Annotated in this window: 23 protein-coding genes; 12 read left to right on the top strand and 11 right to left on the bottom strand. The window is 53.3% G+C overall.

The features are described from left to right. Window positions 1-6 precede the first annotated feature (6 nt). Window positions 7-1,566, top strand: a complete 1,560-nt coding sequence (locus IE092_RS12605) for a sigma-54-dependent transcriptional regulator (RefSeq protein WP_189357549.1) — start codon at window positions 7-9, stop codon at window positions 1,564-1,566. A gap of 356 nt (window positions 1,567-1,922) precedes the next feature. On the opposite strand, the gene IE092_RS12610 is transcribed toward IE092_RS12605, so the two are convergent. From IE092_RS12610 to ispB, 7 genes are all read right to left on the bottom strand, one after another. Continuing rightward, window positions 1,923-2,108, bottom strand: coding sequence for a DNA gyrase inhibitor YacG (locus IE092_RS12610; protein ID WP_189357550.1), 186 nt, complete (start codon window positions 2,106-2,108; stop codon window positions 1,923-1,925). Between the two features lie 10 nt (window positions 2,109-2,118). After that, entirely contained in the window at window positions 2,119-2,874 is a 756-nt protein-coding gene (gene zapD / locus IE092_RS12615) for a cell division protein ZapD (protein WP_189357551.1), read from the bottom strand. 113 nt (window positions 2,875-2,987) lie between these two features. After that, window positions 2,988-3,599, bottom strand: coding sequence for a dephospho-CoA kinase (gene coaE / locus IE092_RS12620; RefSeq protein ID WP_189357552.1), 612 nt, complete (start codon window positions 3,597-3,599; stop codon window positions 2,988-2,990). Continuing rightward, window positions 3,596-4,462 (bottom strand): prepilin peptidase, encoded by an 867-nt coding sequence (locus tag IE092_RS12625; protein WP_189357553.1) that lies wholly within the window; start codon window positions 4,460-4,462, stop codon window positions 3,596-3,598. Before IE092_RS12625 ends, coaE begins: the two co-directional genes overlap by 4 nt. Beyond that, on the bottom strand, window positions 4,462-5,688 hold the full coding sequence (locus IE092_RS12630; protein ID WP_189357554.1) for a type II secretion system F family protein: 1,227 nt from the start codon (window positions 5,686-5,688) through the stop codon (window positions 4,462-4,464). The genes IE092_RS12625 and IE092_RS12630 overlap by 1 nt, the downstream gene beginning before the upstream one ends. Before the next feature lie 14 nt (window positions 5,689-5,702). After that, window positions 5,703-7,427, bottom strand: coding sequence for a type IV-A pilus assembly ATPase PilB (gene pilB, locus IE092_RS12635; protein ID WP_189357555.1), 1,725 nt, complete (start codon window positions 7,425-7,427; stop codon window positions 5,703-5,705). A gap of 556 nt (window positions 7,428-7,983) precedes the next feature. Further along, window positions 7,984-8,964: an octaprenyl diphosphate synthase gene (gene ispB, locus IE092_RS12640; protein ID WP_268249280.1), complete on the bottom strand. Its 981-nt coding sequence runs from the start codon at window positions 8,962-8,964 to the stop codon at window positions 7,984-7,986. Between the two features lie 266 nt (window positions 8,965-9,230). Between ispB and rplU the strand changes: the two genes are divergently transcribed. From rplU to proB, 4 genes are all read left to right on the top strand, one after another. Further along, window positions 9,231-9,542, top strand: a complete 312-nt coding sequence (rplU, locus tag IE092_RS12645; protein ID WP_189357557.1) for a 50S ribosomal protein L21 — start codon at window positions 9,231-9,233, stop codon at window positions 9,540-9,542. 40 nt (window positions 9,543-9,582) lie between these two features. After that, the gene (rpmA, locus tag IE092_RS12650; RefSeq protein ID WP_189357558.1) at window positions 9,583-9,840 is read left to right on the top strand and encodes a 50S ribosomal protein L27; all 258 of its coding nucleotides are present in this window, start codon (window positions 9,583-9,585) and stop codon (window positions 9,838-9,840) included. Between the two features lie 146 nt (window positions 9,841-9,986). Then, on the top strand, window positions 9,987-11,099 hold the full coding sequence (cgtA, locus tag IE092_RS12655) for an Obg family GTPase CgtA (RefSeq protein ID WP_189357559.1): 1,113 nt from the start codon (window positions 9,987-9,989) through the stop codon (window positions 11,097-11,099). Between the two features lie 194 nt (window positions 11,100-11,293). Continuing rightward, window positions 11,294-12,412: a glutamate 5-kinase gene (proB, locus tag IE092_RS12660; protein ID WP_189357560.1), complete on the top strand. Its 1,119-nt coding sequence runs from the start codon at window positions 11,294-11,296 to the stop codon at window positions 12,410-12,412. A gap of 253 nt (window positions 12,413-12,665) precedes the next feature. Here proB and IE092_RS12665 read toward each other — a convergent pair whose 3' ends face one another. Both IE092_RS12665 and IE092_RS12670 read right to left on the bottom strand, forming a co-directional pair. After that, window positions 12,666-13,178, bottom strand: a complete 513-nt coding sequence (locus IE092_RS12665) for a CNP1-like family protein (protein ID WP_189357561.1) — start codon at window positions 13,176-13,178, stop codon at window positions 12,666-12,668. Next, a complete protein-coding gene (locus IE092_RS12670) occupies window positions 13,175-13,759 on the bottom strand; it encodes an RNA pyrophosphohydrolase (protein ID WP_229793161.1) in 585 nt (194 codons plus the stop codon). Before IE092_RS12670 ends, IE092_RS12665 begins: the two co-directional genes overlap by 4 nt. A 220-nt stretch (window positions 13,760-13,979) precedes the next feature. Between IE092_RS12670 and IE092_RS12675 the strand changes: the two genes are divergently transcribed. Further along, window positions 13,980-15,710, top strand: coding sequence for a proline--tRNA ligase (locus IE092_RS12675; RefSeq protein WP_189357562.1), 1,731 nt, complete (start codon window positions 13,980-13,982; stop codon window positions 15,708-15,710). Window positions 15,711-15,761: 51 nt separating this feature from the next. Beyond that, on the top strand, window positions 15,762-16,391 hold the full coding sequence (locus tag IE092_RS12680; protein ID WP_189357563.1) for a lytic transglycosylase domain-containing protein: 630 nt from the start codon (window positions 15,762-15,764) through the stop codon (window positions 16,389-16,391). Window positions 16,392-16,491: 100 nt separating this feature from the next. Here the strand turns inward: IE092_RS12680 and IE092_RS12685 are convergent, their stop codons facing one another. Then, window positions 16,492-16,800 (bottom strand): SWIB/MDM2 domain-containing protein, encoded by a 309-nt coding sequence (locus IE092_RS12685; protein WP_189357564.1) that lies wholly within the window; start codon window positions 16,798-16,800, stop codon window positions 16,492-16,494. 219 nt (window positions 16,801-17,019) lie between these two features. After that, the gene (gene ffh, locus IE092_RS12690; RefSeq protein WP_189357565.1) at window positions 17,020-18,390 is read right to left on the bottom strand and encodes a signal recognition particle protein; all 1,371 of its coding nucleotides are present in this window, start codon (window positions 18,388-18,390) and stop codon (window positions 17,020-17,022) included. A gap of 347 nt (window positions 18,391-18,737) precedes the next feature. On the opposite strand from ffh, the gene IE092_RS12695 reads away from it, so the two are divergent. The 5 genes from IE092_RS12695 (at window position 18,738) to IE092_RS12715 (ending at window position 24,586) form a co-directional block, all read left to right on the top strand. Continuing rightward, a complete protein-coding gene (locus IE092_RS12695; RefSeq protein ID WP_189357566.1) occupies window positions 18,738-19,703 on the top strand; it encodes an ABC transporter substrate-binding protein in 966 nt (321 codons plus the stop codon). 70 nt (window positions 19,704-19,773) lie between these two features. Further along, a complete protein-coding gene (locus IE092_RS12700) occupies window positions 19,774-20,592 on the top strand; it encodes an ABC transporter permease (RefSeq protein ID WP_189357567.1) in 819 nt (272 codons plus the stop codon). A gap of 1 nt (window position 20,593) precedes the next feature. Further along, entirely contained in the window at window positions 20,594-21,391 is a 798-nt protein-coding gene (locus tag IE092_RS12705) for an ABC transporter ATP-binding protein (protein ID WP_189357568.1), read from the top strand. A gap of 10 nt (window positions 21,392-21,401) precedes the next feature. Beyond that, the gene (locus IE092_RS12710; protein ID WP_189357569.1) at window positions 21,402-23,228 is read left to right on the top strand and encodes a sensor histidine kinase; all 1,827 of its coding nucleotides are present in this window, start codon (window positions 21,402-21,404) and stop codon (window positions 23,226-23,228) included. A 5-nt stretch (window positions 23,229-23,233) separates the two neighbouring features. Continuing rightward, on the top strand, window positions 23,234-24,586 hold the full coding sequence (locus IE092_RS12715) for a sigma-54-dependent transcriptional regulator (RefSeq protein ID WP_189357570.1): 1,353 nt from the start codon (window positions 23,234-23,236) through the stop codon (window positions 24,584-24,586). Window positions 24,587-24,757: the final 171 nt, after the last annotated feature.

Consider the following 24,757-nt stretch of genomic DNA (forward strand, 5'->3'; position numbering starts at 1 on the left):
TAACGCATGCGCATTGATATCTGTTTCCGCGACCGGGTGGGAATTGCCCATGAAATTCTGGCGGTGCTGGCGACCCGCAGGCTGAATGTGGTGGCGGTGGAAGTCGATCCGCCGCATATCTATATCGACAGTCCCGAATTGCATGAGCGCATGCTGGATGACCTGCGTGCAGCCTGCCTGCAGGTGGAAGGCGTGACCGGCCTGCAAGTGATTGATGTGATGCCCGGTGTACGCCGCCGTTTACATCTGGATACCATGATGGCGGTGATGGAAGATCCGGTCGTGGCGGTTGACGGGCAGGCAAGGCTGGTGGTCGCAAATGCCGCGGCCAGCGCAGTCACAGGCTTGCCGGAAGCCAGCCTGTGTCAGCTGATGCTGGCCGATATTCTGGATGAACCGGGCTTGCAGGAAGAATTGCTGCAGTCCGGATTCCATCTGCCCAGCCGTGAAGTTCGTCTGCGCGGCGAACCGTTTCTGCTGGATGTAAAACCGGTGTCTGAACCGGAACTGGCTGTGCAGACGCCGCTCAGTCGTCTCGTCGGCGCGGTGCTGACTTTCCATGCGCCGTCACGTATCGGCAGCCACATCCATGCACTGCAAAATGCCAGTGTCGATGGTTTTGATCTGATCATCGGTGATTCTGAACAAATGCGCGCACTGAAAGCCCGCGCATTGCGGATGGCGGCTGTGGATGCACCTTTACTGATTACCGGCGAAACAGGTACCGGTAAAGAATTGCTGGCGCAGGCGTGCCACAGCGTTAGTCCGCGTGCGAATGCGCCGTTTCTGGAACTGAATTGCGCAGCTTTGCCGGAAAGTCTGGCGGAAAGCGAATTGTTCGGCTACATGCCGGGTGCGTTCACAGGCGCACAAAAAGGTGGCAAGCCCGGTCTGTTTGAAATGGCGGACGGCGGCACCGTGTTTCTGGACGAAATCGGCGAGATGTCGCTGTATCTGCAGGCCAAGCTGTTGCGTTTCCTGAATGACGGTAAATTCCGCCGTATCGGCGGCGATAAGGAAATCCGCGTCAATGTGCGCATTATCAGCGCCACGCACCGCAATCTGCATCAGATGGTCAGGGAAGGGCAGTTCCGCGAAGATTTGTTTTACCGGCTGAATGTGCTGCATCTGGATATGCCAGCGCTGCGCGACCGTCCTGACGATATCCTGCCGCTGGCACGGCATTTCATCGAAGGTGCCTGTACGCAGGCGCAAAAGCCGGTTTGCCGTCTGCATTCTTCCGCATGCGCTGCACTGCTGGCCAACCGCTGGCCCGGCAATGTACGGCAACTGCAAAACGTGGTGTTCCGTGCGATTACGATGTCTGACCGCCGCACGCTGGAAGCGCAGGATCTGGACTGGGCGGAAGGGAGTATCGCTACCGATCAGCCCGGTATTGCAGACAATGAAGACTGGGATGAGGCAATGGCGCGTTATGAGCGCCGTTTGCTGGAGCAGTTGTATCCGCACTATCCGTCCAGCCGCAAACTGGCAGCGCGCCTGAACACTTCCCATTCTATGGTGGCTGGCAAGCTGCGCAAATACGGCATCCCGCACAGCCGCTGAACCTCGGTACTGTGCAGAAATCAGCATTCGAAAAAAAACAGGGGGTCCGTAGGCCCGCTGTTTTCGCCGACAATGGTGATAGCAGGTACTTTTTCTGTGCCTAACACCGCATTTCAGGCACTTTTTACCCTCATTCTGGGAAGACGTACAGACTCACTGGCAGCGTGTGGTTTTGCCACACTGCGGGTCATCATTGGAAATTGGTCAGCCGGAAATCAGTCAGAGATCAGGCACTGACGGTGGCGCGAACGTTTTCAGTCAGGCGGTATCAGGCATTATCCGACAAGCGGCATCACCGATGCCTGCGCTGAAACGCGGGCAGTGCCGGATATGCGGAGAAACAGAGAGCGTCAGCCTTATTGCAATTCCGGCGGCAATTCACCGGGATCAGGCTGGGTCGTGGAAGGAATGCTGTATTTTTCCTGCGCCCATGCCCCCAGATCGGTTTGCTTGCAGCGTTCCGAGCAGAAAGGACGCCACAGACTTTCTGGCGTCCACGGGACATCTTTTTTACAGCAGGGGCATTGAACGACAGTGGCCATCAGGAAAAACTCAGAAATTACAAAGGGTTAAATCAAACGCGGTATCCGATTCAAACATGCGCGGCTTTTCATCGCCATCCTGACACATGAAGCGTATCCACAGCATGTATTTATTCGCTGAAATCTCCGGAATGGCTAAGGCATCTTCCGCCAGCGTTACGCGCACCAGCTGGTACACCTTGCCCTGCAGCATTTGCTGGTAACTGCCAGCCTGCGCAATCATACGCGTCGTGGTGCCGGATTCGCGCAGCAAGCGCAGTACCACCTGAATTGCTGCAAATAATGGCGCAACCGGTGCAAACCATTGTTCGATATCGCGCACACGCTGTTCCTGCGTTTTGTGCTGCCAGGCATGATAACTGGGTAAATCAAATTCACAGGCACCGCCAGGGATGATGGTGCGTCCGCGTATGCTCATCAGCCATTCATTTTCGCGGATATGCTGACCGGTTTTGCCGGTACATGCCATCAAAGCAGAACTGACCTGATCGACTTCTTCGATCACATTGTCCAGCATTTCAGACTGCACATTCGGATTATTACGGAAGCTGACCAGCGTGGATTTCTGGCGTTCCAATTCTTGCAGCAGATCCGATTTTAAATCGGCACGACCAGCGACTTCGAGCATCTCGAAAATCGTGGACAGCGCAATCTGGTGCTGTAAATGGTGAGACTGACGCAGAAAAAATCGGAATTTTTCGTACAAGTCTTCCAGTCGCAACAGCGTGCGAATACGCTCATTAAATGGGTATTCGTAGACGATCAAAATAGTATCCCTGACAAGTGAAAAGGTGCTAAGCACAACCTGACGTGATTCTGAACCATACTGTCAGAAAATACAAACGACAATGCAGAATTCCTGCACAGAGCGTGTTCAATTCAGACGTTTGTCTGACTCAGTGCAAGATAATGCTGATGCAGTGTCGTCAGTAACGGCAGATTTTCGGTCAGGGGGACATCGTTAACAACAACATCATCGGCAACTGCCAGCCGCGCAGTACGACGTGCCTGCGTCGCCATAATGGCTTCGACCTGTTCGCGGCTGAAACCGTTTCTTTGCATGACGCGTTGCTGCTGCAAAGTTTCAGGGCAGTCGACAACCAGAATCCGGTTGACCCGTTCGCGCCATCCGCCGGATTCCACCAGCAGCGGCACTACAAAAATAACATAAGCGCTGGTTGCTGCCAGCGCTTCGCGTTCGCATTCAGAGCGAATCAGCGGATGCAGAATGGCCTGCAATTGCTGACGCGCTTCAGGACGTTTAAACACCAGTTCACGCATTTTTGCGCGATCCATCGCGCCGTCTGCATCGACAAACTCGGATCCGAATTGCCGGCGGATAGCATCCATCGCCAGACCACCCGGACGGGTCAGACTGTGCGCAATCAGATCGGTATCAATCAGCGTTGCGCCCTGATCTGCAAACCAGTTGGCGATCGTGGTTTTACCGCTGCCGATACCACCGGTCAGCCCGACTGCAAAGCGTGTCAATGCAGGACTCCGAGATAAGCCGATACGATTTTTTCACCCCATAACAGCGCGATCAGTCCGGCACATGCCAGATACGGGCCGAAGGACAAACGAGTGGAAAAACCCATCCGCGACATCAGAATCAGCGTAATGCCAATGACAGAACCGGTTGCAGACGACAACAGAATAATCAGCGGCAACATTTTCCAGCCCATCCATGCGCCGAGTGCAGCCAGCAATTTGAAATCGCCTTGACCAAAGCCATCCTGCTTTTTCCACAGTTTGTACACGCTATTCACCAGCAAAAGCACCAGATAGCCTGCGGCGGCACCAATGATGGCACTGACCGGGTCGGTGAAAACAGACCGACTATTCAGCAGCAAGCCTATCCACATCAGTGACAGCGTCAGGTCGTCCGGGAGTAGCTGCACATCCGCATCAATCATCGTCAGCGTGATCAGGAAAAACAAGAACACCACAGCCGCCAGACCGGCGATGCCACTACCCAGCATCCAGATCAGGCCACCAGTTGCGAGACCTGTCACCAGTTCCACCAGAGGATAGCGTACCGAGATCGGCGCTTTGCATTCGCTGCATTTGCCCCGCAGGAACAGATAGCTGATGACGGGAATATTTTCCAGCGCAGTAATCTGATGTCCGCAATGCGGACAGGCTGAGCGCGGCACTACCAGGTTGTATGCGTCCTGATGCGGCAGTGGTTCATTGCGGTGCTCTGCAACGGCGTTTTCCGTTTCCCGGTCAATCATGCGCGGATAACGGTGTATCACCACATTCAGAAAGCTGCCGATCAGCAAGCCAAAGATGCCAAGCGAAATGGCGCTGAGCCAGTCGCCCGGCGCCTGAAAAAAAACAGCTTCGAACATCAGACCACCGAACCCAGTTTGAAGATAGGCAGATACATCGCAACGACGAGACCACCAATCAGCACGCCCAGAATCACCATAATCAGCGGTTCCATCAGGCTGGATAAAGAGGCAACGGCTTCATCGACTTCTTCTTCGTAAAAGTCCGCAACTTTGCCCAGCATCGCATCCAGTGCACCGGACTCTTCACCAATCGCCACCATCTGGGTCACCATGTTCGGGAAGACGCCGGCATTTTGCATTGCTACGGTCAGACTGGTACCGGTACTGACTTCTGTCTGAATTTTGATCGTGGCATCCATATACACCGCATTACCGGAAGCACCACCGACGGAATCCAGTGACTCGACCAGCGGAACACCTGCGGCAAACATGGTTGCCAGTGTGCGTGTCCAGCGGGCAATCGTTGCTTTGCGGATCACCACGCCAAAGATAGGCAGTTGCAACAGGATACGGTCCATCGCACGCTGCATAGGAACCGAACGACGCCAAGTCTGGAAAAAGAAGTAAATCGCACCAAACAAGCCGCCGAAAATAATGTACCAGTTAGCGACAAAGAAATCGGACAAGGCCATCACAAACAGTGTCGGTGCAGGCAAATCTGCACCGAAGCTGGTGAATACTTGTTTAAACGCCGGTACCACCCAGATCATAATCACGGCGGTCACAATAAACGCCACGGACAGAATCGCAATCGGATAAGTCAGTGCAGATTTAATTTTCTTTTTGATCGCCAGCGTTTTTTCTTTGTACAGCGCCAGACGTGTCAGCAAGTCTTCCAGAATACCTGCCTGCTCACCGGCGCCGACCAGATTACAGAACAAGGCATCAAAATACAGCGGATATTTACGGAATGCCTGATTCAGACTAGTACCGGTTTCGACATCGCCGCGAATGTCCATCAGCAGCTTGGAAACGGAGGGGTTAGCGTTACCTTTTGCAACAATATCGAAAGACTGCAGCAAAGGTACACCGGCTTTCATCATGGTGGCCAACTGGCGTGTGAACAGTGTAATATCGGTATCGGTAATCCGTTTGCCGGAGCTGTAACTTTTCTTTTTCAGCTTGGTAACCAGAATGCCCTGACGACGCAGTGTCGCGTTAACGATGGCCTGACCACCGGCACGCATTTCACCCTGTACCTTCTTGCCAAATTTATCTTTGCCTTCCCATGCGTACAGGACTTCTTTACTCTGTCGCGCCGGTTTGGCGGAATTGGTTGCCATTTGCCTTGCTCCGCTTATTCGTTAGTACATCCGAGAACTTCTTCCAGACTGGTCACGCCTTGTTTGACTTTAACCAGACCGGACTGGCGCAGATTGCGCACACCCTCGCGTTGACACTGTTCTTCGATTTCCATCGCTGTGCCATTGGAAAGAATGATACGCTCAATTTCCTCCGAAATCGGCATCAGTTGATAGATACCAACACGGCCTTTGTAACCGGTTCCGTTACATCTGTCGCAGCCAACCGGGCCGTAAGGCTTCCAGGAGCCATCCAGATCGTCCTCTTTAAAACCGGCTGCCAGTAATACTTCATCCAGCACTTCAATCGGTTGTTTACAGGTACACAAACGGCGTGCGAGACGCTGCGCTGTAATCAGAATAACGGACGATGCAATATTGAAAGGCGCAACACCCATATTCATCAGACGGGTCAGTGTCGACGGTGCATCATTGGTATGCAATGTCGAAAACACCATATGGCCCGTTTGCGCGGCTTTAATAGCGATGTCTGCTGTTTCCAGATCGCGAATCTCACCAACCATGATGACGTCCGGATCCTGACGCAGGAAGGACTTCAGTGCTGCTGCGAACGTCAGGCCGGCTTTATCATTCACGTTGACCTGATTAATGCCGGGCAGGTTAATCTCTGCCGGATCTTCCGCAGTCGAAATATTAATACCCGGCTTATTAATTACATTCAGACAGGTGTACAGCGATACCGTTTTACCGGAACCGGTCGGGCCTGTGACCAGTACCATGCCGTAAGGGCGCTGAATTGCATTCATCAGCACTTCTTTCTGATACGGCTCATAGCCCAGTGCATCAATGCCCAGCTGGGCCTGAGACGCATCCAGAATACGCATTACAATTTTTTCGCCGAACAGTGTTGGCAGAGTGCTCACACGGAAGTCGATTGATTTGCTGCCAAGGTTTAACTTCATCCGGCCATCTTGCGGAACACGTTTTTCTGAAATATCTAATTTAGAAATAACTTTGATACGGGACGCCAGTTTGTCACGGATAGACAGCGGTGGCTGGGCGATTTCCCGCAACTCGCCATCAATACGGAAGCGGATGCGGTAAAATTTTTCAAATGGTTCAAAGTGCAAATCTGACGCGCCCATATTGATGGCGTCGATCAGCATTTTGGTCAGGAATTTAACGATAGGCGCATCATCAACTTCATTTGCCTGCGCATCCGGTACAGCGGCGGCTACATCTTCTTCTTTGAAATCAACATCGAAATCATCGCTGCCTAAATCATTCAGTGCCTGCTCTGAAGTTTTGCTGATTTTCTCAATGATTTTGCTCAGTACATCGTGATGCACGATGACGAGTTCCAGCGCCAGACCGCTCTGGAATTTGACCTGATCCAGAACCGAATTATTGGTCGGATCAGACACTGCCAGATACAGCTTGTTGCCTTTTTTTGCAATCGGCAAAATCTTCTGTGTGATGATCAGCTTCAGCTCAACCAGTTTTTCCGGCAGCATGCTTTCATTCAGCGCACTGATATCCAGTAACGGATAGCCGAAGGTCTCTGAGCAAAATGTCGCCAGATCACGGGCTGGAAGTTCGCCGGACAGCACCATGGCATCTACAAAGGAAATCTTTTCAGCGCCGGCTTTTTTGACGATGGTTTCGACTTGAGCTGCGTTTAGCAGATTGCCCTGCATCAGCGCGCGTGCGAGGCCAGGGGTGGCATTCTGTGTCGGGGTATTCGGTGGGACGGCAGACATAATGATCTATCGGTAAGAATGGGCCGAACCGGAAATAGTTAAACGCAACGCTGCTGTGCCGCTGGCTGAAAAATTCAGCTGCAGCGGAGCAGAGTGGCGCGCAAACTGTAAGAAGTCGGTTCGGATACGCATGTGGGAAAACCAGAAAGCGTTGTCCGTCTTGGCAAAGCGGTATCAGTTATCTGCTTTGAAGTTGCCGGACCGGCCTGCTGCCAGCTTCACTGCCTGCCGCTGGATTGCATCAGTCACATGTTTGCCACGATATACCTGAAGGGGTATCAGGCGCGGATGATGTGAATGCAGACGGTGCGGAAAGGATGTGTGTAACGGCGCAGGATTGCCTCACGATAATGCAACCAGTGTCCGGATTTGTAAAGAGATACTACTTTTTTTTACAACTACAACGTGAAATAACGCAATATCGGCGGGTGTTCAGTGCGGTTCCGGCCAGTTGTCAGAAATAACAGGAGATTCTGCTTGTCTGAAAAAGCGGAGGGCGGGGAATAAAAAAAGGATGTCCGACGACATCCTTTTCTCTGAAGCATGAAGCCTGTAATCAGTGATTGCGGCTGACCGCAAAACGGCTCAGGCGTATCAGTGCTTCTTTGTATTCAGATTCAGGCAGAACAGACACAGCAGCTTCTGCACGCGCGGCAGCATCTTCTGCTTCCTTGCGTGTGTAATCCAGTGCACCAGATTGTGTGATGGCTTGCAGAATATCCGCGAAGCGGCTTTCATCGCCTTGTTCGATGCAGTCACGTACCAGCTGACGTTCTTCTTCGCTGCCGTTTTTCATCAGATAAATCAGCGGCAGCGTTGGTTTGCCTTCGCGCAGATCATCGCCGACGTTTTTGCCGATTTCATCCGAGTTGCCGGAGTAGTCCAGTACGTCGTCGATCAGCTGGAAAGCGGTGCCGAGGCAACGGCCATATTCGCCGGCGGCGCGGATTTGCTCTTCGCTTGCACCAGCGATCAGTGCGCCGATTTCGCCAGCTGCTTCAAACAGCTTGGCTGTCTTGGATTCGATGACTTTCAGGTAACGCTCTTCGGTGACATCCGGATCGTGCATGTTCAGCAATTGCAGCACTTCACCTTCGGCGATCACGTTAGTTGCATCTGCCAGAATCTGCATGACGCGCATACTGTTGATGTTAACCATCATCTGGAACGCACGTGAATACAGGAAGTCGCCGACCAGTACCGACGCAGCATTGCCGAACAGCGCATTGGCTGTCTGGCGACCACGGCGCAGGGAGGATTCATCAACCACATCATCATGCAGCAGGGTTGCTGTGTGGATAAACTCCACAATTGCGGCCAGATCATAATGATGCTTGCCCTGATAATTGCAGGCATTCGCCATCAGTAATACCAGTACCGGACGGATGCGTTTGCCGCCTGCGCTGATGATGTACTCGGCGATCTGGCTGACCAGTGCGACGTCGGAATGGAGTTGTTGCCGGATTACCTGGTTCACGGCATTCAGGTCTGGCGCGATGAGATCGGTGACCGGATTCGGTTGTACGGGGGAAGACAAGGTCTTTACCTGCAAGAATTTCGAAATGCGCAGATTATACGACGATGGACAGAAAATTGCTGTTTCTGCAGCGGAAGCAATTGCAGTAAATGGTTTCGCGGGTTGAAAAACCAACATCGCCGGCAGGGTTTATCTGCGGGCTGCTCAAAAAATACGCAAATTTGTTTTGACGTGATTTTCGGGTCTCTGTATAATTACGCGTTTTCCCGCGAGCAGTTTACTGTTGGCAGGAAAAATTTCTAGATTATTTATATACGAGGTTAACCATGTACGCGGTCATAAAAACCGGCGGCAAACAGTATAAAGTTGCTGCTGGCGAAAAACTCAAAGTAGAACAGATACCAGCTGACATCGGCGCCGAAATCACTCTGGATCAGGTGCTCGCAGTGGGCGCAGGTGAGTCCATCAAATTTGGTGCTCCGCTGGTCGAAGGTGCAACGGTGCTGGCTACAGTAGTAAGCCACGGTCGTCACGACAAAGTACGTATTTTCAAAATGCGTCGTCGTAAGCACTACCAGAAACGTCAGGGCCATCGCCAGAACTACACTGAACTGCAAATCGTTGCTATCAACGGTTAATTCAGCAAGTTATCACACTATTTTTAGGAGCTAATTAAAAATGGCACACAAAAAGGGCGGCGGCACCACGCGCAACGGTCGTGACTCAGAATCGAAACGCCTTGGCGTTAAAGTTTACGGCGGCCAAAAAATCAATGCTGGCGGCATTATCGTTCGTCAACGCGGCACACGTGTTCACGCAGGTGAAAACGTAGGTGTGGGCAAAGACCACACTCTGTTCGCACTGACAGACGGCACAGTGAAGTTCGCAATCAAAGGTGCTGCAAAGCACCAGTACGCGATCGTTGTTGCAGCATAATCCGGATATACCCGGATCCGGCTGTAGCCACTACAATGAAAAGGCTCTGCCCTGTGCAGGGCCTTTTTAGTTTTAAGAAATCCTCTATAAATCCGGTGTGCTTAACCAGGTTCAGGGATTTATATAAGCTTTTTTAGGTACAGATTATGAAATTTATTGACGAAGCCCGTATTGAAGTCGTCGCTGGTGATGGCGGCAATGGTGTTGCATCGTTCTGCCGTGAAAAATTCCGTCCTTTTGGCGGTCCTGATGGCGGTGACGGCGGACGCGGCGGCAGTATTTATGCAATCGCAGACCGTAACATCAACACGCTGGTTGATTACCGCTATTCCAAGCTGCATCGCGCTGGTCGCGGTGAAAACGGCCGTGGTTCGGATTGCTATGGCCGTGGTGCGGACGATGTGTATCTGCGTATGCCGGTCGGCACCCTGATTACAGACCGTAACACCGATGAAGTGATTGCGGATCTGACTGAACACGGTCAGGAAGTGTTGCTGGCACGCGGTGGTGAAGGTGGCTGGGGTAACATCCATTTTAAAACCTCGACCAACCGTGCGCCGCGTCAGAAGACAGAAGGTAAAGAAGGCGAACGCCGCGAACTGCAGCTGGAGCTGAAAGTGCTGGCTGACGTTGGCCTGCTCGGTATGCCGAACGCCGGTAAATCGACCTTCATCACAGCGGTATCGAATGCCCGTCCTAAGATTGCGGATTATCCTTTCACCACACTGCATCCGAATCTGGGTATGGTACGTGTCAGCCATGAAAAGAGTTTCGTGATTGCGGATATTCCTGGTCTGATCGAAGGTGCAGCAGATGGTGCCGGTCTCGGTATTCAGTTCCTGAAGCATTTGCAGCGTACCGGTTTGCTGCTGCATATTGTTGATCTGGCACCGTTTGACGCGGATGTGGATCCGGTCAAAGAAGCCAAGGCGCTGGTCAAAGAATTGCGTAAATACGATGAAAGTCTGTACGACAAACCACGCTGGCTGGTGCTGAACAAGCTGGATGTTCTGGATGCGGATGACCGTAAAAAGCGTGTGAAAGATTTCGTCAAACGCTTTGGCTGGAAAGGTCCGGTATTCGAAATTTCCGCGCTGAGCCGCGAAGGTTGCGAAGAGCTGGTGCAGGCAATTTATCTGTATCTGCAGGAAACCCGTGCGGTGGAGCACCGTGCGCAGGAAACCAAAATGCGTGAAGAAGCACAGGGCATTCTGTCGATTGATCCGGATGATCCGCGCTTTAAAGTTATCAACGACTGATTTTCGTCGCCAGTACTTGCAAAACCCGGCCTTGCGCCGGGTTTTTTATTGCCACTGTGTACCGCAGTTGCGCTGCTTTATGATCAGGAAAACAGCAGATTTCTAATTTGTGCGAAAAATATACTGTAAATTTGAAATATAATTCAGTAATTAATCGGTGTTTCTGAATAAAGTAAGATCATAACAGGTGAGCAATGAGTGCAGTGATACAGCAGGCGAAACGCATCATTATTAAAGTAGGGTCATCGCTGGTGACCAATGACGGGCAGGGGCTGGATCAGCGGGCGATTGCGAACTGGGCACAACAGATTGCCGCGCTGCGCGCCGCCGGTAAAGAAGTCGTGCTGGTCAGTTCCGGTGCGATTGCAGAGGGACGGCAGCGGCTGGGGTTTGCCCGCAGGCCGACAGCGATTCATGAATTACAAGCCTGCGCGGCAGTCGGTCAAATGGGGCTGGCACAGATTTACGAGACCTGTTTCGCCGCATTCGGCATGCGTACCGCGCAGATTCTGCTGACCCATGCCGATCTGGCCGACCGCGAACGCTATCTGAATGCGCGCTCCACGCTGTTCACACTGCTGGGACTGGGCGTGGTGCCGGTCATCAATGAAAACGATACCGTGGTCACCGATGAAATCAAATTCGGTGATAACGATACGCTCGGGGCACTGGTTGCGAATCTGATTGAAGCCGATGCGCTGGTGATTCTGACGGATCAGACCGGTCTGTACACAGCCGACCCGCGCAAGGTGCCGGATGCACAACTGGTACGCGAAGGCCGTGCCGGTGATCCTGCGCTCGAAGCGATGGCAGGCGGCGCCGGCAGCAGCCTTGGACGCGGTGGCATGCTGACAAAAATTCTGGCGGCGAAACGTGCCGCGAAATCCGGCGCCAGTACGGTGATTGCCTGCGGGCGGGAAGCTGCGGTGCTGCAGCGGCTGGCGGCCGGCGAAGCAATCGGTACGCAATTAAATGCAGCGACTGCGCCGCTGGCAGCGCGTAAGCAGTGGATGGCAGATCATTTGCAGACGGCTGGCAGCCTGACGCTGGATGACGGTGCAGTTGCCAAGCTGACCCGTGAAGGCAAATCTTTGCTGCCGATCGGCGTGACTGCAGTGCAGGGTGAGTTCAGCCGCGGTGCGGTGGTGACTTGTCTCGATAGTCAGGGGCAGCCGGTGGCGCGTGGCTTATGCAATTACGCCAGTTCGGATGCGCGCCGTATTCTGCGCAAACCTTCGTCTGATATCGCGGCGATACTGGGGTTTATCGAAGAACCTGAACTGATCCATCGCGACAATCTGGTACTGCTGTAAGGATGGCAAGCAGGGAAGGCCTGAAATCGGTCTGAAAGCGGCCCAAAATGCCTCAAATGCGGATTCTGGCATAGCGATCCGGCGGTCGTCGGCAGAAACTCTGGCGCTCCGAAAATATCTGATGCGGAGTTCTGCATAATGTCAGCAAGCATGACGGCAATAAAAAACCGTTCCGGCCGGTGGCGGGAACGGTTGAGTGACTTCATTAGCTTGCAAAGATATACGCTGAACGAAGCTCCGGTTCGAGCTGCAATCAGATTTTCTTTTGCGGATAACGCTGACCTTTTAAGCGCTGAATCATGTCCGGCACTTTACCGGCAATCGTATTGCCATCGCATAAAAACTCGGTGTACAGCACATGATGCTGTTTGTTTGCATCGGTTTGCGAAATCCGTGTCCAGTCTGCGCGGCGCGCATTAGACCAGCTGCCGTCAGAGCGGCCGAACGCAAACAGTTTTTTCTCATACGTGGAACAGCGCAAGCCTTCGTAACTCACGTTACGCGCACCGGCAGCGCTGGTGGCAACCAGTGTGTAACGGATGGTGCCATCGGGCGCGATGCTGAGCGAGTTGGCATCAATCTGAAACTGAATAGTACCGGTCTGATGGAAAGTCAGTAAGGCATCTGCGGCTGGCGCGGCAGGTAACTGCAGCGCCGCTTCGGTCCATTCTTTTTCATCTTCCGCCTGCGCAGGAATCTGCAGCGCAGCGCCAAATACAGCTGCCAGCAGGGCGCAGCGAATTACAGAAAAACGGGATGATTTCATTCCTGACCTGCCTCCTCGGGCGTGGCCTCAGTTACCGGCCGGTTGGTATGGGTGGGGATGCGCGGAGTGCGCTGCTGATGGTGCTGACGACGCTGACGCGCGTGATCGGGACGATTCAGGAAACGGGATAATTCCTGCAGCGCCAGTTGGTAGACGCCGCGCTTGAATTCAATCACCACATCCAGCGGCACCCAGTATTCATGCCAGCGCCATGCATCGAATTCGGGATGATCGGACGCGCGCAGATTCACATCACAGTCACGTCCCAGCATGCGCAGCAGAAACCAGATCTGCTTCTGACCACGGTAATGGCCACGCACTTCACGTTTAATGAAATGATCCGGCACTTCATAGCGCAGCCAGTCGCGGGTGCGGCCGATGATTTTCACATGCTGTGGTAACAGGCCGGTTTCTTCTTCCAGCTCACGAAACATAGCCTGTTCCGGCGATTCACCATATTTGATGCCGCCTTGCGGAAATTGCCATGAATGTTCACGTACCCGCTTGCCCCACCACACCTGATTGTTGGCGTTCAGCAAAATTATGCCTACGTTAGGGCGAAAGCCTTCACGGTCTAGCATAGTTAACCTCAATACTTTCTGTGACTAATTGTGCAACTTTCTCTACGCGGGTAATGCGTGGCCGGGCCGTTCAGGTCTGCGGCCAGTGCTCAGGAGGTCTGAAAACAATCATGTAATTCCGAATTTCCATCATGTTGCGCGTAAAGAAGTCGGCGCATTAGCCAACTAATCCTTTAAAATTGAGTTGATTATAACCTTCCATTTAAAAAGAATCACTGCCATGCGAGCTACACGATTTTTTATTTCGACTTTAAAAGAAGCACCGGCTGATGCAGAAATCATCAGCCACAAACTGATGATGCGCGCCGGTATGATTAAACGTCTGGGTTCCGGCATCTACAATTACATGCCGATGGGCCTGCGCATTATTCGTAAAGTGGAAAATATCATCCGCGAAGAAATGAACCGCGCGGGCGCAATTGAAATGCTGATGCCGGTCGTGCAACCGGCGGAACTGTGGCAGGAAACCGGCCGCTGGGACAAAATGGGCCCGGAACTGATGCGCGTGAAAGACCGGCACGGTCGCGATTTCATCATCCAGCCGACTTCCGAAGAAGCAATCACCGACGTTGTACGCAGCGAAATCCGCTCTTACCGTCAGTTGCCGGTGAACTTCTATCATATCCAGACCAAATTCCGTGACGAACGCCGTCCGCGCTTCGGTCTGATGCGTGGCCGCGAATTCACCATGAAAGATGCGTATTCTTTCGACCGTGATGTTGATGGTCTGAAAAAATCGTACCAGATCATGTACGACGCTTACACCAGCATTTTTCAGCGTTTCGGCCTGCAGTTCCGTGCGGTTGCAGCAGATAACGGTGCCATCGGTGGTTCCGGTTCGCATGAATTCCACGTGATCGCAGAAACCGGTGAAGATGCACTGGTGTACTGCCCGACCTCGGATTACGCTGCCAATATGGAAGCAGCAGAAGCACTGGCACTCAGCGACAGCCGTGCTGCCGCCTCTGCAGCAATGGCAAAAACCGCAACGCCGGGCAAAGAAAAATGCGAAGACGTCGCTGCATTGCTGAATCTGCCGCTGACCGCCACTGTGAAATCCATCGTGCTGGCAGTGGATGCTGACGAAGGCAAGGAAAAACAGATCTGGTTGTTACTGTTGCGTGGCGATCACGAACTGAATGAAGTCAAAGTCAGCAAAGTTGCTGGTCTGGCTAATTTCCGCTTCGCGTCGGAATCTGAAATTGTTGAATACTTTGGTTGCAAGCCGGGTTATCTCGGTCCGGTCGGTACTGTGAAACCAGTGAAGGTTGTGGCTGACCGCACTGTCGCGAACATGGCAGATTTTGTCTGTGGCGCCAACGAAGAGGGCTATCACCTGACCGGCGTCAACTGGGGCCGCGATCTGCCGGAACCTGTCGTTGCTGATCTGCGTAATGTCGTTGCCGGTGATCTTTCTCCGGACGGTAAAGGCGTACTGGCAATCCAGCGCGGTATTGAAGTCGGCCACGTATTCCAGCTCGGCACCCGTTATTCGGAAGATATGAAAGCCACCTTCCTCGATGAAAACGGTAAACCGCAACTGTTGCAAATGGGTTGCTACGGTATCGGCGTGACCCGTATTCTGGGTGCTGCAATCGAGCAAAACTACGATGACAAAGGCATTATCTGGCCGACAGCGATTGCACCGTTTGAAGTGGTGATTTGTCCTATGGGGATGGATCGCAGCGAAGCCGTGCGTACAGAAACAGAGAACCTGTATCAGGCTCTGCTGGCTGCTGGCGTAGACGTGATTCTGGATGACCGTGGTGAGCGTCCGGGCGCGATGTTTGCAGACTGGGAACTGATCGGTGTGCCGCACCGTGTGGTGGTCGGCGACCGTGGTCTGAAAGAAGGCAAGCTGGAATATGTGGCGCGTCGTGGCGGCGAGGCAGTGCATGTGCCGGTCGCTGAAATGGCGGCGTTCATTCAGGCTCGTCTGGCAGAACAATGATGCAGCAACCCGGCTGTGCCCTGGCTTAACCGGGTCTGTATGATGTCACTGATGCGTACTACTGTAGCAAAGCTTGCTGCGCAGCTGACGCTGACTGCAGCAGGCGTATTCCTGCTGTCCGGCGCTGCTCAGGCAGGCAATCAGAAGGAAGAAGCAATGGCGGATTCGGTCAGGCTCGCGCTTGCCCGCGCTATTGCTGATGCAGCCCCGCCTAAGCCAAAGTTCGAGCGTATCGAAGACCGTATTCAGTATCTGAACTGGCTGGGTGAAATGTCGTCGCGATTAAAGCGCCGTATTCCTGATTATCAGACCCGTATCGAATTGCTGGAAACGATCTGGTACGAGTCACGTCGTGCCGGACTGGAACCGGCGCTGGTTATGGGGCTGATGCAGGTGGAATCGGGTTTCCGCAAATACGCCACATCGATTGTCGGCGCACGCGGTTATATGCAGGTGATGCCGTTCTGGTCACGTGTGATCGGTGACGGTGATCCGGCCAAGCTGTTTAAGATGCAGGCGAATCTGCGTTATGGCTGCTCGATTCTGCGCATGTACATCGATATGGAAAAAGGCGATTTATATTTAGCGCTGGGCCGTTATAACGGCAGTCGCGGTAAACCGGAATATCCGAATGCGGTGTTGTCGAACTGGAAGAACTGGGAATACAAACCGCAATCCTGATGATACCGTGTTTCGGATCACCATGAAAAAAGCCCGCTGATGCGGGCTTTTTGCGATCTGCGCTGCCAACACTGACAGCGCATCTGCCGGTGTTCCGGTATCAGGACAGGTGAGCAGAGATCAGCTTTGTCATTTCAAACATGCTGACTTGTGCTTTGCCGCCGAAAACAACTTTCAGCTTGTCATCTGCATTGATGTTGCGTTTGTTCGCAGCGTCTTGCAGGTTGTGCTTCTTGATGTATTCCCAGACTTTTTTAGTCACTTCAGTACGTGGTACCGGAGTAGAACCGATCACAGCAGCCAGTTCTTTGGAGATGTTCATCGGTTTCATGAACGCAGCGTTTGGCTTGCGCGCAGCTTTACCGTCTGTACCTGGTTTTTCTTTTGGATCTTGTGGTGCTGTTGCCATTAAAGGCCTCCTATTTATGAATTGCTGAACAGGCGCCGGCTGCACTTGCCGGCCCTTTTAGAGCGTGAAAATTAACGCACGGCTAATAGTGGTGCGTATTTAACCACGATGCAAGCTTTTTTTCGCGAAAACCTGCTAAAACACGGGTTTTTGATGCAGGAAACGTCTATGCAGACATGGCTTTTGCCGGTTTCTTCCATCGTCTCGGCGTGCCGGAAATCAGCGACGGCCGCCCGGCATCATGCCCTTCATACTGCGCAGCATCTTCATCATGCCGCCACCGCGCAGTTTTTTCATCATGCTCTGCATTTGCTCGAATTGCGCCAGCATACGGTTTACTTCCTGAATCTGCACACCGGCACCGGTCGCAATACGGCGTTTGCGCGACGCTTTGATCAGTTCCGGTTTGGCGCGTTCGGCCGGCGTCATTGCATTGATGATACCTTCCATACGGCGAATCTGCTTTTCAGCCACATCCATGTTCGCTCCGTTGGCAGCTTGTTGCAGCTGCGCTGGCAGTTTATCCATCAGACCAGACAGACCGCCCATGTTTTTCATCTGGGAGATCTGCATTTTGAAGTCATTCATGTCGAACTTGCCGCCATCCTTGATTTTGTGTGCAAGGTTTTGTGCCGCTTCGACGTCAATGCTTTTCTGAGCAGATTCCACCAGCGCCAGAATGTCACCCATACCCAGCACACGGTTTGCCATACGCTGCGGATCAAACGATTCCAGGCCATCCAGTTTCTCGGCTACACCGACGAATTTCACTGGCTTACCGGTGATATGGCGCACAGACAGGGCTGCACCGCCGCGTGCATCACCGTCCAGCTTGGTCAGCACCACGCCGGTCAGTGGCAATGCATCATTAAATGCTTTGGCGGTATTCACAGCATCCTGACCCAGCATCGCGTCAACCACGAACAGGGTTTCAATCGGATTCAGTGCACTGTGAATAGCAGCAATTTCCTGCATCATCGCTTCATCAATACCCAGACGACCCGCGGTATCGACGATCAGCACATCGTGATAATGTTTTTTCGCGTAATCCAGCGCTGCCAGCGCAATATCCACAGGTTTGTCAGTAGCAGAAGACGGGAAGAAATCTGCACCAACCTGCTCAGTCACGGATTGCAGCTGCGCAATCGCCGCAGGGCGGTACACGTCAGCGGAAACTGTCAGTACTTTTTTCTTTTTCTGTTCTTTCAGATACTTCGCCAGCTTACCGGCGGTGGTGGTTTTACCCGCACCCTGCAAACCGGCCATCAGAATAATCGCCGGTGGCTGACAGGCAAAACTCAGTTGCGATGCTTCCGGACCCAGATCGGCACCCATCAGATGCGCCATTTCCTTTTGCACCACGCCGACCAGCGCCTGGCCCGGCGTCAGTGAGCCGATGACTTCTTCACCCATGGCTTTTTCTTTGACACGGGCGATCAGGTCGCGCACTGCAGGCAATGCCACGTCGGCTTCCAGCAATGCCATACGCACTTCACGCAGCATTTCAGCGGTGTTCGATTCAGTCAGGCGAGCCTCGCCGCGCATGGTTTTTACCACTTTGGCAAGGCGTTGGGTCAGATTATCAAGCATAGTTTTCAGGCTTTCAGAGTTCAGGCAAGTCCGTGCATGGCCACTGGATTCTTCACAGGCAGCCATCCGTGCCGGACGGTTAACCTGTGCATTTTACCTGAAGCTGTCGCACATCCGGCTAACTCTGCGGGGATTTTGCGCGAACGCACAAGCCGCTTGTGCGGATTTTCAGACCGGATGCGGGCGTTTTTCCGGAAAACCGCACAGCAAAATACCTGCAGACCCCGGTGAGTACCGATAAATCAAGCACTTATCTTTATCCGTCGTGCTGGCACACTCTGTGCAAGCGACTACACTGCAGTCGTCACACCGTGGCGGACACAAATCAAAAATCAAGGAGATCTGCAATGCTGAAAAAAACGATGGTACTGGCAGGCTTGCTGGCGATGGCCGGCGTTACTCAGGCCGAAGAAGTGGTGCGTCTGGGCAATCTGAAGTTTGCACATTACGGCGCGGTATCGTACATCAAAGAGATTGCACCGAAGTGCGGCATCAAAGTCGAAGAGCGCGTATTTGCCAAAGGGCTGGATGCAATGCAGGCAGTGATTGCCGGTGAGCTGGATGTGGGTGCGGTATCTTCTGAAGCCGCCATTTCAGCGCGTGCCAGCGGTACGCCGATCACGCTGGTTGCCGGTTTTGCCAAAGGCGGTGCGCGTCTGGTCGGACGTGCTGATCTGAAAATCAGTTCTGTGAAAGACCTGAAAGGTAAAAAAGTCGGCGTCACGCGCGGTGGTATTCAGGATATTCTGCTGGCTGCAGAACTGGCACAAAACGGTCTGACTTTCTCAGATCAGCCTGGTAAAGATGTGCAAATTATTTACCTCGGTTTTCCGGATCTGAATCAGGCACTGCTGGGTAAAAATATCGATGCCATCATGCAGTCCGAGCCTTACTCATCACAAGCGATTAACAAAGGTTTTGGTAAAGAAATTATCAAGCCCTACGACACACCGATTGGTGAACCGGTACGTACGATGGTGATGACAGATAAGTTCATCAAAGAACGCCGTCCGGTCGCAGAAAAATTCATGCGCTGCTTTGTAGAAGCTACCCGTACGTTTATCGATAAGCCGGAAATCGCGGAAAAATACGTGCGTGAAAATATGTTCAAAGGCCAGATCACACATGATGATTTTGCGGATGCGATCGAAAATTCCCCTTACAGCTACGATGTCACGGCAGAGCATATTCAGATCACCACAGATCTGATGCAGAAATACGGTATCGGCAAAATGAGCAAACCGCCGGTAGCGAAAGAATGGGTGAAAACCGACTTACTGGATCAGGCAAAGAAAGCCCTGAACGTCAAATAAAAATATCCGGCGTATAACGCACCGGTGGCTGAAAAAGCTGCCGGTGCAGCCGGTGAATAACGGAGACTGTATGAAAATAAAATGGCGTGAAGCGGGCGCGGGCCTGGTGGTGCCGGCGATTCTGATCGCAATCTGGCACATCGTCACCAGCGCTGAAATGGTGAACCCGCAAGTATTACCTGCACCCATGGCAGTGGTGCGTAAATGGCTGGAATATGCTTCCCCGACGGAAGCTTATGATGCCGCCACCATGAGCTGGCTGGCATGGGCTGTATCCGGTGAACTGATCCGTGACACCATCGGCAGTATGTATCGCGTACTCGCCGGTTTTGTCGTTGGTGCGGGTCTGGCTTTGCCGCTGGGCATCGCGATGGGCGCTAACCAGCGCGTGTATGCTTTCATGAATCCGCTGATGCAGGTATTGCGTCCGATTCCGCCGATTGCCTATATTCCTTTATCGATTTTGTGGTTTGGTCTCGGTAATCCGCCGGCCATTTTCCTGATCGCGATTGGTGCTTTTTTTCCGGTGCTGATGAATACGATTGCCGGTGTGCGCCATGTTGACAGCATCTACATTCGTGCCGCACGTAATCTGGGTGCATCGCAATGGACGATTTTCCGTCGCGTGATGCTGCCTGCCGCTGTGCCTTATATTTTGTCCGGTGTTCGGATCGGTATCGGCACCGCTTTCATCGTGGTGATTGTGTCGGAAATGATTGCCGTGAATAACGGTCTGGGTTTCCGCATTCTGGAAGCGCGTGAATATTTCTGGTCTGACAAAATTATCGCAGGCATGATCACGATTGGTATGCTGGGCCTCAGCATTGATCTGATCATGAACAAAATCAATAATTACTTGCTGCGCTGGCACCGTGGTCTGGAGAACTGAAATGAGTGAAGCCCATATTGTTGTGAATGGTGTTAATAAAGTATTTCAGACAGCTGACAAAGAAGTGATTGCGCTGAAAGATATACAACTGACGATTCCGCGTGGCCAGTTTGTCTGTCTGCTTGGTCCTTCCGGTTGTGGTAAATCAACTTTGCTGAATGCGATTGCTGGCTTTTCACTGCCGACTTCTGGCACGATCACGGCTGATCAGCAAATCATTCGTGAACCGGGGCCGGACCGCGGCATGGTGTTTCAGGAATATGCACTGTTTCCGTGGATGACGGTGGCGCAGAATATTGCGTTTGGTTTGGAAATCAAAGGCATGGATAAAGCAGCGATCAGCGAGCGTGTGCAGGGCTTGCTGAAGATGCTGGGCTTGTCGGATTTTGCGCAGCGTTTTCCGAAAGATTTGTCCGGCGGTATGCGTCAGCGGGTAGCGATTGCGCGCGTACTGGCGCTGGATTCGCCGGTGATGCTGATGGATGAACCTTTCGGTGCGCTGGATGCCTTAACCCGCCGTAATCTGCAGGATGAATTGCTGGATATCTGGGCGCGCACCCGCAAAACGATTGTATTTGTGACGCACAGTATTGAAGAAGCCGTGTATCTGGCGGATCGTATCGTGGTGATGACGTATCGCCCCGGTACGGTGAAGCGCGATATGCTGATAGAACTGCCTCATCCGCGTGACACCAGCTCACCGGAGTTTGCTGCGTTAAAACGTGAGCTGGGCATACTGGTAATGGAAGAGCAGCAACGTCATCATACGGATGAAATCAGGATGGCCGCTGTCGATTAAGGAGAATGTGATGTCCACGAAAATGCCGCGCTCAGCAGTGATTGCCTTGCTGACAGCCGCTGCGATGGCGCTGATTTTCGTGGTAACACTGATCACTTATCAGCAGGCAAACACCGCGAACCGCGCTGCGGCAGAGCGCCAGTTACAGTTAATTGCACTGGATCTGGATGCAGCGCTGGAGCGCCACGAAATATTGCCGCACACCTTATCCCATCTGCCTTTGCTGTCGGCCGTACTGCAGCATCCGGAGCAAAGCGAACTGATTCACCAGCTGAATCAAACCTTTTCTGATATTCAAAAACAAGCCAGAGTTGCCACGATTTACCTGATGGATCAGCAGGGCAAAACGCTGGCCGCCAGCAACTGGGACAGCGAGCAAAGCTACATCGGACAAAATTTCAGTTTCCGTCCGTATTTCCGCGATGCGATGCGTGACGGCGCACAAACCGGGCATTTCTATGCGATCGGTAACAAGACCCAGATTCCCGGGTATTTCATTTCCCGTCCCGTGATGGCCGATCCGCTGCATCCGGCCGGTGTCAGGCCGCTGGGCGTGATTGTGGTCAAAGTCAGTCTGCTCGATATGCAGCAAGCCTGGCGCAGCAATCCTGAACCGATTGCACTCAGCGATAAACACGGCGTGATTTTTCTTGGCAACCGTCCGGCATGGCAGTACCGCAGCCTGCAGGCGCTGGACAATGATGTGCAGACCGAATTACAGGCAACGCTGCAATATGCCGGTAAGCCGGTGCAGGCGGTCAGCACCTTGCCGCGCACCGAAAAAGAAGGCTTCGGTGATTATGTCAGTCGCAATATCGGGCGTTTAAGCTGGCAACTGATGTTATTTCCGGATCCGGCTGAGGCTCGTAAAGCCGCGATGGTGGCTGCGGGCCTGACAACCTTGCTGCTGATTCTGCTGGCCACAGGCGCGGCTGTGATTGATCAGCGTCGCCAGCGTTTGCGTGAACGCCGGCAAGCCGCGCTGGCACTGGAACAGGCCGCGCAGGAGTTGGAAAGCCGGATTGCGCAACGCACGCTGGAACTGACCGGTGCGAATACTCAGCTGGAACAGCGTTTGCAAACCCTGCAGCAGACCGAGCAAATGCTGCGCGCATCGCAGGATGAACTGGTGCAAACTGCCAAGCTCGCCTTACTTGGGCAAATGGCGGCTGGTATCACACATGAACTGAGTCAGCCGCTGACCGCCATTCGTGCATTTGCTGATAATGCCCGTTTGCTGCTGCAGCGCGGTGACCATGATACGGCAGCGATGAATCTGCACCATATCGGCGATGCAGTACAGCGTATGGGAAACATCATTTCCCAGTTAAAAGGTTTTGCGCGAAAAAGCGGAGACCATCTGCAACTGACCGATCTTAACCATTGCATACAGGCAGCGGTATCGCTGATTGGGAATGATCTGGAGCAGCAGGATATTCGTTTGCAACTGGACTTGCAGGGCGCACCGCAGGTGCGTGCTGATCCTGTAAGGATAGAACAAATCCTGATCAATCTGCTGCGCAATGCGGCAGATGCGATGGAAGGGCAGAGCCTGCGCTGCCTGTCAGTGCAGACGGAACTCAGTGCTGATGCAGTGCAGATACTGGTGCGCGACACCGGCCCCGGTATCGCTGCAACGGTTTTGCCGCATTTGTTCGAACCTTTCTTCACCACCAAACCCAGCGGTAAAGGGCTGGGACTGGGGCTGGCGATTTCTTTATCGATTGCACAAGCCATGGATGGCAATCTCAGTGCTGCCAATACCGGTAACGGCGCTTGCTTCTGCCTGCGCCTGCCACTGGCAGAACAGACAAACGCTGTTCAGGCTGCGGAGTAAAACGCATGGCAGATTTCTTACGTGCGCAGACGGTGATTCTGATTGAAGATGATTTCAGTATCCGGCTGGCGATGACACAAACACTGGAGCTGGCGGATTTTCGCGTGGCGGCTTATGAATCCGCAGAGCTGGCTTTACCGGCCATTCAGGCGGGTGAAGCGGCCATGGTGATTACCGATGTGCGTTTACCCGGTATGTCCGGACTGACGCTGCTGGCGCAACTGACGCGCAGCGATCCGGATTTACCGGTGATAATGATTACCGGTCATGGCGATGTGAGTATGGCGGTGCAGGCGATGCGCGACGGTGCTTACGATTTTCTGGAAAAGCCGTTTGCGGCTGAACGTTTGCTGGAAACCTGTCAGCGCGCGCTGGAGAAACGGCGGCTGGTACTGGATAACCGCCGCCTGCGCCAGACGCTGGCGTTGCATCCGGATACACCGCAACTGATCGGTGACAGCGCACCGATGCTGAAACTGAAAGAACGCATACGCCATATCGGCCCCGTGCCGGTGGATGTGCTGATCCACGGTGCAACCGGCACCGGTAAGGAAGTCGTCGCGCGCCATTTGCATGATGCCAGTGGCAGGGCGGGGCCGTTTGTCGCGGTGAACTGCGGTGCATTGCCGGAAACCGTGTTCGAAAGCGAAATGTTCGGTCACGAAGCGGGCGCTTTCACCGGCGCGGGGAAGCGCCGTATCGGTAAGCTGGAGCATGCTTCCGGCGGTACTTTGTTTCTGGATGAAATCGAAAGTATGCCGCTGGCCTTGCAAGTGAAGCTGTTGCGCGCATTGCAGGAAAGGCAGATTGAAAGGCTGGGCGGCAATCAGCTGATACCGCTGGATTTGCGCGTGGTGGCTGCCACCAAGACCGATTTGCTGGCCTTATCGCAGCGTCAGCAATTCCGTGAAGATTTGTATTTCCGGCTGGCCGTGGTGCAACTGCTATTACCGGCACTGCAGGATCGCCGTGATGATATTCCATTGCTGCTGCAACACTTCACTGCGCAGGCAGCGCAGCGTTTCGGTTTGCCGGTTCCTGCATGGAGTCCGCAGCAAATGCAGCAATGGCAGTTGCGCGAATGGCCGGGCAATGTGCGTGAGCTGAAAAACTTTGCGCATCAGCTGACTTTATCCATGACGCAGGATGATGCAACGGCGGCGCAGACTGAACCGGAAATCGCCGATCACAGCTTCAGTCTGCCGCGCAAAGTAGAGCAGTTTGAAGCGGATCTGATTGCCGCCGCGCTGAAAGCGCATCAGGGGCAGGTGGCGGCTGCGGCGCAGACACTGGGGGTGCCGCGCAAAACCCTGTACGACAAATTGCGCAAGTATCAGTTAATGGCGGCGGAATCCTGATCCGGTAATCACGCTGATCGTACGGTCATGCCTGTCAGCCGCCGGAACTACCTGAGCTGTAGTAGCGGCTCCCGGAGCACGATTTTCTGCTCATTTGCGGAGTTCTGCACAGCGATCTGGCGGTCGTCGGCAGAAAGTCCGGCTCTCCGGAAAAGTGAAATGCGGACTTCT

The sequence above is a fragment of the Cognatundibacterium squillarum genome (genome assembly GCF_014652435.1).
Taxonomy (GTDB): Bacteria; Pseudomonadota; Gammaproteobacteria; order Burkholderiales; family Burkholderiaceae_D; genus Undibacterium; species Undibacterium squillarum.